The sequence below is a fragment of the Rhodococcus sp. EPR-157 genome (genome assembly GCF_001647195.1).
In the GTDB taxonomy this organism is placed as follows: domain Bacteria; phylum Actinomycetota; class Actinomycetes; order Mycobacteriales; family Mycobacteriaceae; genus Rhodococcoides.
Genome location: NZ_LVCV01000441.1, coordinates 1 through 6,768, shown reverse-complemented (window position 1 = coordinate 6,768; position 6,768 = coordinate 1). Strand labels below are relative to the sequence as shown.

Annotated in this window: 6 protein-coding genes and 1 tRNA gene; 4 read left to right on the top strand and 3 right to left on the bottom strand. The window is 64.3% G+C overall.

Going from position 1 to position 6,768, the window contains the following annotated elements:
• Both A2J03_RS20525 and A2J03_RS20520 read right to left on the bottom strand, forming a co-directional pair.
• On the bottom strand, positions 1-811 hold an 811-nt coding region (locus tag A2J03_RS20525), incomplete at its 3' end, for an NTP transferase domain-containing protein (protein WP_197480884.1).
• 56 nt (positions 812-867) lie between these two features.
• Positions 868-938 (bottom strand) — tRNA-Gln (locus A2J03_RS20520).
• Positions 939-1,157: 219 nt separating this feature from the next.
• Here A2J03_RS20520 and A2J03_RS20515 point away from each other — a divergent pair.
• Both A2J03_RS20515 and A2J03_RS20510 read left to right on the top strand, forming a co-directional pair.
• A complete protein-coding gene (locus tag A2J03_RS20515; RefSeq protein ID WP_068377716.1) occupies positions 1,158-1,784 on the top strand; it encodes a TetR/AcrR family transcriptional regulator in 627 nt (208 codons plus the stop codon).
• A 190-nt stretch (positions 1,785-1,974) separates the two neighbouring features.
• A complete protein-coding gene (locus tag A2J03_RS20510) occupies positions 1,975-2,613 on the top strand; it encodes a ScbR family autoregulator-binding transcription factor (RefSeq protein ID WP_068377713.1) in 639 nt (212 codons plus the stop codon).
• A gap of 2 nt (positions 2,614-2,615) precedes the next feature.
• On the opposite strand, the gene A2J03_RS20505 is transcribed toward A2J03_RS20510, so the two are convergent.
• Entirely contained in the window at positions 2,616-3,602 is a 987-nt protein-coding gene (locus A2J03_RS20505; protein WP_068377711.1) for an alpha/beta fold hydrolase, read from the bottom strand.
• A gap of 52 nt (positions 3,603-3,654) precedes the next feature.
• Here A2J03_RS20505 and A2J03_RS20500 point away from each other — a divergent pair, with 52 nt between their 5' ends.
• Positions 3,655-4,224: a TetR/AcrR family transcriptional regulator gene (locus A2J03_RS20500; protein ID WP_068377720.1), complete on the top strand. Its 570-nt coding sequence runs from the start codon at positions 3,655-3,657 to the stop codon at positions 4,222-4,224.
• A 222-nt stretch (positions 4,225-4,446) separates the two neighbouring features.
• On the top strand, positions 4,447-6,768 hold a 2,322-nt coding region (locus A2J03_RS20495), incomplete at its 3' end, for a DEAD/DEAH box helicase (RefSeq protein WP_231912630.1).

Below are 6,768 nucleotides of genomic sequence, written 5' to 3'. Positions count from 1 at the left end.
TCGCCGGGTCCACGACCGTCACGCCGGCCCGCATGTGTCTCTCGACGATGTGGCGGTTGAGCACCTTGGTCACGTGGGCGAGTTGCACACGGTCGTTGACGCCCATGACCAGGTCCGGGTCTGCGAGCTGTGTGCCATAGACGGGAAGACCGTCGACTCTGCTGATCTTGACCACATCGGTGAGGTAGAGCTCATGCTGGGCGTTGGCAGTGCTCAGCTTGCCGAGCGCCGAGCGGAGTGCTGCGGCGTCGAAGGCGTAGACACCGGAGTTGACCTCGTCGATGAGAATCTGCGCCGGGGTGGCGTCGGCGTGCTCGACGATTTCGGCCACCTGATCGTCCGACGTCCGCACGATACGGCCGTACCCGTTGGCGTCGCCGGGGACGAAGGTGAGGACCGTCGCGGCCGCAGGCAGTGGGGCGCTGAGGTGCTCGTCGAGCAGAGCCTTCAGGGTGTGTCCGTCGAGCAGTGGGACGTCGGCCGCTGTGACGAGGATCGTGCCCTCGAAGTCGTCCGGCAACGCGCTGAGGCCGCACTGCACAGCGTGGCCGGTGCCGAGCTGTTGGTCCTGAACGGCGGTGGAGATCTCTCGACCGAGTTCGGCGCTCAGTTCGGCGACCGATTCGGTGACCCGCTCGCGATCATGGCCGACGACGGTGACGAGATGGTCGGGTCCCAGGTCGGCAGCGGCATGCAGGGCGTGAGCGAGCATCGTGCGTCCGGCCAGAGAATGCAGAACCTTCGGGGTCTTCGAGCGCATCCGGGTGCCTGCACCAGCTGCGAGAACGACCACGGCGGTGTGCAATGGCAACTGAGCTCCTCGGCGACATTTCGCTTGACTACTACGTGTAGGGCAGATGTTTCTCGCTCCGCCGCCAGGACTCGAACCTGAACTATCTGAACCAAAATCAGAGGTGCTGCCATTACACCACGGCGGATCATGGACCAGCGGTTTCGCCGATGGCCGGTGCCTGCAACGAACAGACTACGGCCACGGGTCTCCCGCCGAGCGCAACGAGTCTCGCATGAGATGTGGTCGCAGGTCGAACCGCTCCCTCCGATCGTGTCATTCGTCCCATTAGGCTCGGGTGGTGAGACCGTTCGTCTCCGGTCGGCTGAGACCTGAGGAGAACGGCCCAGATAGTTGGAGGTAATCGATGTCCGAACCCGAGCGGGCGCCGCGCGTTCGCATGACGGGTACGCAGCGCCGTGAGCAATTGATCGAGATCGGCAGGTCTCTGTTCGCGGAACGGGGATACGAGGCGACGTCGGTGGAGGAGATCGCCGGCCGCGCGAATGTGTCGAAACCCGTCGTCTACGAGCACTTCGGCGGCAAGGAGGGCCTGTACGCGGTCATCGTCGACCGCGAGATGTCCACTCTGTTGCAGATGATCACGTCCTCGCTGTCGCAGAACAGATCCAGGATCCGGGTCGAACGCGTCGCCCTCGCGCTGCTGACCTATGTGGAAGACCGTACCGACGGGTTTCGAATCCTCGTGCGGGACTCGCCCGTCGCCGCGCCCGACGGCAAGTACTCGTCGCTGCTGAACGACGCGGTCGGTCAGGTCGGGCACATACTGGCGAGTGATTTCACTCGACGAGGTTTCGATGCCGGGTTCGCGCCGCTGTACGCGCAAGCGCTCGTCGGAATGGTGTCCATGACGGCGCAATGGTGGCTTGACGTGCGAGAGCCGTCGAAAGAGGTGGTAGCCGCTCATGTTGTCAACCTGTGCTGGAACGGATTGACCAATCTGGAGGCGGAGCCGCAATTAGGTCGCGAATGAGCCGACGATTTCCACACCTGTTGGGGAAAGAGCGGGTAGCGTTTGATTTGGACGTTGGGAGCTACTTCACAGGGTCCGCGTAGAACCAGTTCGGACCAGAAGCACGTTGACCGAGGTAAGAATGCCACTGGGTGGTACCGTTCGCTCGTAATTTGCGCAGTGGCAGTCCAGTATTGCGAAGGCGGATCCAATGGTCAGACAGGCACGCGCCGAAATCACGCGCGACACGGTGCTGTCGGGTGCCGCGAATGTTTTCCTGCGCCTTGGCTACGCGAACGCGAGCCTCAGCGAAATCATTTCCCAGTCACAGGTCACCAAGGGTGCTCTGTACTTCCACTTCGGCTCGAAGGAAGAGCTGGCGCGGGCGGTCATCGACGAGGGTAATGCCAGGCTCACGTCTGCGTGCCAGCAGTTCAACGACGGTCGTATTCCGGCCCTCGAAGCTGCTATCGGTATTTCGTACATCGTTGTCGACATGTCGGTCAGCGACCCCATGGTGTCGGCCATGCTGCGCTTGAGCCACCAGATCGGCGACTACCGCGGAACCCAGGGCAACGTCATGGCGGGGTGGAGCGATTCGTTCAACGCACTTGCGGCCAAGGCGATCAAGCAGGGTGACCTCGCCGCCGACGCAGATCCCAAGACCATCGGAGCGTTGGTCCTCGAAATCCTGACCGGCGTGCATATGGTGGCCGTCGCCACCGGCACCACCGAGGAGCTGCCGTCTCGGATGGAACGGCTCTGGTACTACCTGCTTCCTTCTCTCGTCACGGCGGGCAAGGTCGAGTACTTCCGCGAGTTCGCGGCCCGGCGAGTCATCCGGCACTAGCGTCACCTGTCGGAATGCGTTGCGACCAAGTCGGCGATGTCGTCACGCAGCCGGTCAGGGTATTCACCGTTGACGGCGTGTGATGCGTCCGGGTAGAGCTGCACAGTTCCGTTGGGCAGCGCCCGCTCGGCTGTGTCGACGGCCTCTCGTGCGTCGTGCATCACCGATCGCCCGGCGATGACGGCCAGAACAGGCACGTCGAGTGCCGCGAGGCGGTCTTCGCTGATCCGCGTCGGTTGCGGCAACTTCAGCGAGTAAGCATGCATGCCGGCTTCGATCATGTCGGCGATGGGGACGTCCTGTACCTCTGCGCCGCCGGCGGTGTACGAGTTGAAGCTGTCCCGCCACGATTTCGGAAGCCACGGCACGGCGGCGGGTAGCGCGCGGATCGCGGTGCTCCACGGGATGTCGCCGAACACCTGCGCGGGATCGATCAGGGTCAGAGTGGCGATGTGCGAGCTGTCGTGCAGAGCGAGATTTGCCGCAGTCCAACCGCCGATGGACAGGCCGACCAGGTGAACCTTGCTGGTTGGCAGTGCCTGCAGCGTTTGGTCGAGCCAGGCAGCCTGGTCGTCGTCGCCGGAAATCGGACGCTCTTGGATGCTGCGCCCCGGTTCGCCGAGCAGATCGACGGTGTACACGTCTCCGATCGTCAGCAAGCCCGGGAGATTTGCGGCCCACACCGGGGTGGCCGAGGAGCGGCCGGGTAGCAGGAACAGCGGATGCGTCGAACTCCCGGTTCCGGTGAACCGATACACGCGGACGACGCCGTAGTCGGTGCGGATGTCCAACGTCTCGGCTGGAGCGGGAAGGTCCTGGAACGCCCGGTCGTATGCGGCGAGGAATCGATCTCGGTCCTCCGCGCTGTTCCAGTGTCCGACGGGTGACGGCGACCGCAGAACGAACGCGATGGCAACCGCGCCGACGATCACCGCTCCTACGGCGATGCGAAGGTATCTGCGCCGGGGCTTGCTGGGCTGGTCGCTCATTCAACTCCTAACCGATCGGTAAGTAATTTGACCGTACGGTAAGTTCGTGGGTGTGGCAACCGAGAAACCGAGCTTCACAGAACGCGCCAGACGCGCTCAACTGATCGACGTCACGATCGAAGCGGTGGCCGAGCACGGGTACGCCAAGGTCTCGCTCGCGCGCATCGCAGAAAGCGTCGGTATCACCAAAGCTGCTGTGCTGTACTACTTTCGGACCAAAGATGCCGTGATGGACGCCGCCTACCAGTTCGTTCTCACCGCTCTGGTCGACGATGTCGCCGAGGCAGTCGAGTCGGTCGACGCACAGATCGGTCCCCAGGCGTACGTGCGCGCGATGGTCGGCCATCTGCGCGAGTATCCCCGGCACACCCGCATGTTGATCGAGGCCCTCGGCAACCCCGCCCACGGTCACACCCCGGAGCAGAGGTGGCGACCACTGGCCGACGTCATCGACACGGCGGTCGCAGCGCGCGGGGCGCACGCCGTCGACTCACGCTCGCTCGCGATCATCACCGGCGGCGCCATCGACGCCATCGTCACCGAATGCCTGCACGACCCCACATACGATTCGGCCACCGCAGCAGAAACGCTCGCCCAGATGCTGGACGCGGCTCTGGGGTGACCGAGAGGTTTCTCGCCTCTCCCGCCTGCCCCTCTGTCGGTGTGCTCCCATAGACTTGACCACGATTGTCCGCGCGCAGCCGTCGCCACGACACGTTCAGGAGCATTGCTGTTGTCTTCCGATTCCTTGCCTGCCGCTTCCAGTTCTCGGTCGGCCCCGGTCGTTCCCGACGCGGCTTTGCAACTCTCGGGTCTGGCCAGTGTCGCGCTGACGGATTCGTCGATGGTGGCCGTCGCCGACGCGGTCGGTGCACCCGAGCGCATCCTGGTTGCACCGAACTCGTCGCGGCCGTTCGTTGCAGCCGCCATCGCGCAACGCGCGCAGGTACTCGTCGTCACGGCCACCGGGCGCGAAGCCGACGACCTGACGACCGAGCTGCAACAGATCCTCGGCGACGCCGTCGTCCAATTCCCGTCATGGGAGACGCTGCCGCACGAGCGCCTCTCGCCCAGTGCGGACACCGTGGGCCGACGGCTCGAGGTCTTGCGCAGGCTGGCTCGCCCGGACGACAAGGACTACGGCCCGACGCTGCAGGTCATCGTCACCACCGTCCGTTCGTTGGTTCAACCCATGGCGCCCGGACTCGGGGAGATCGAACCGATCGGGTTGAAGGTGGGCGTCGAAATCGACTTCGACGGGTTGATCCACCGTCTGGTCGAACTCGCGTACACGAGGGTCGACATGGTCGGCAAGCGCGGTGAGTTCGCGGTCCGGGGCGGCATCCTCGATATCTTCTCCCCGACGGCCGACCATCCGGTGCGCGTCGAATTCTGGGGCGACGAGGTCACCGAGCTCCGTGCGTTCTCGGTCTCCGATCAGCGTTCGATCCCCGACATCGAGATCGCTTCCGTCATCGCGCCGCCGTGCCGCGAGCTGATTCTCACTCAGATGGTCCGCGATCGCGCGGCTGTCCTCGCTGCCGACAATCAAGCCGACGCCGCTCTCGTCGAGATGCTGGACAAGCTGTCCGCGGGCATCCCGGTCGAGGGTATGGAGGCGTTGCTCCCTCTGCTGCAACCGGGGGAGTTGCAGCTACTCGCCGATGTTCTCCCGGACGGATCACACGTCTTGCTGTGCGACCCGGAGCGAATCCGCACGCGCGCAACAGATTTGGTTCGAACCGGACAGGAGTTCCTGGAGGCGTCGTGGACGGCGGCGTCGGTCGGAGGCGCCGCACCGCTAGATACGTCGACGGTCAACACGGACAGTCTGGGCGGAGTGAGCCTCGACCTCGGCGCGTCGGCGTACCGGTCGTTGCGCCAGATCCGCGAATCGGCACAGGCACTGGGGCGGCCGTGGTGGACCATCAGCCCGCTGTCTTCCGGCAGCGACGAGGAAGTGGAACTGGCCGTCGAGTCGGTTCCCGAAGTCCGCGGCTCCGAGGAACTTCTGACGGGCGTCTTCGCGATGCTGCGGGCGCACGTCTCCACCGGCGGTCGCGCCGTGATCGCGGTTGCGGGTGCCGGCACGGCGACGAGGATCATCGAACGACTCGGCGAAGCCGAAGTGCCTGCAGTGCATATCGAATCGGGAGCAGAGCCGTCTCCCGACGTCGTCAGCGTTCTCTGCGGTTCGTTGCACGAAGGATTGATCCTTCCCGACGCCAAACTCGTGGTGGTCACCGAGAGCGATCTCACTGGCAACCGTGTCGCGGCGACCGAAGGTCGAAAGATGCCCGCCAAGAGGCGAAACCAGGTCGATCCGCTCGCTCTGGTCGCCGGCGACAGCGTCGTACACGATCAACACGGCATCGGCAGGTTCGTCGAGATGATCGAACGGACGGTCGGAGGTGCTCGTCGTGAGTACCTGGTCATCGAGTACGCACCGAGCAAGCGCGGACAGCCGGGTGACCGACTGTTCGTACCGATGGACTCGCTCGACCAGTTGTCCCGTTACGTGGGAGGCGAGCTCCCCTCGCTCAGCAAGCTCGGCGGTTCGGACTGGGCGAACACCAAACGTAAAGCACGCAAGGCAGTTCGAGAGATTGCCGGCGAGCTGGTGCAGCTGTATGCGGCCCGACAGGCAGCGCCTGGTCATGCTTTCGGCCCCGATACACCGTGGCAGCGCGAGATGGAAGACGCGTTCGGATTCACCGAGACGATGGACCAGATGACCGCGATCACCGAGGTCAAAGCTGACATGGAGAAGCCGGTCCCGATGGACCGCGTCATTCTCGGGGACGTCGGCTACGGCAAGACCGAGATCGCTGTACGGGCAGCATTCAAGGCTGTCCAGGACGGTAAGCAGGTCGCAGTGTTGGTGCCGACAACCCTTCTGGCGCAGCAACATCTACAGACATTCACCGCACGAATGGCTGCGTTCCCGGTCACGGTGAGAGGGCTCTCGCGCTTCACGCACGGGGCCGACTCGAAGGCGGTCATGGCAGGCCTCGCCGACGGTACCGTCGACATCGTCATCGGTACTCACCGGTTGCTGCAGACCGGGGTCACCTGGAAGGACCTCGGGTTGGTCATCGTCGACGAGGAGCAGCGCTTCGGCGTCGAGCACAAGGAGCACATCAAGTCGCTTCGAACTCACGTCGAT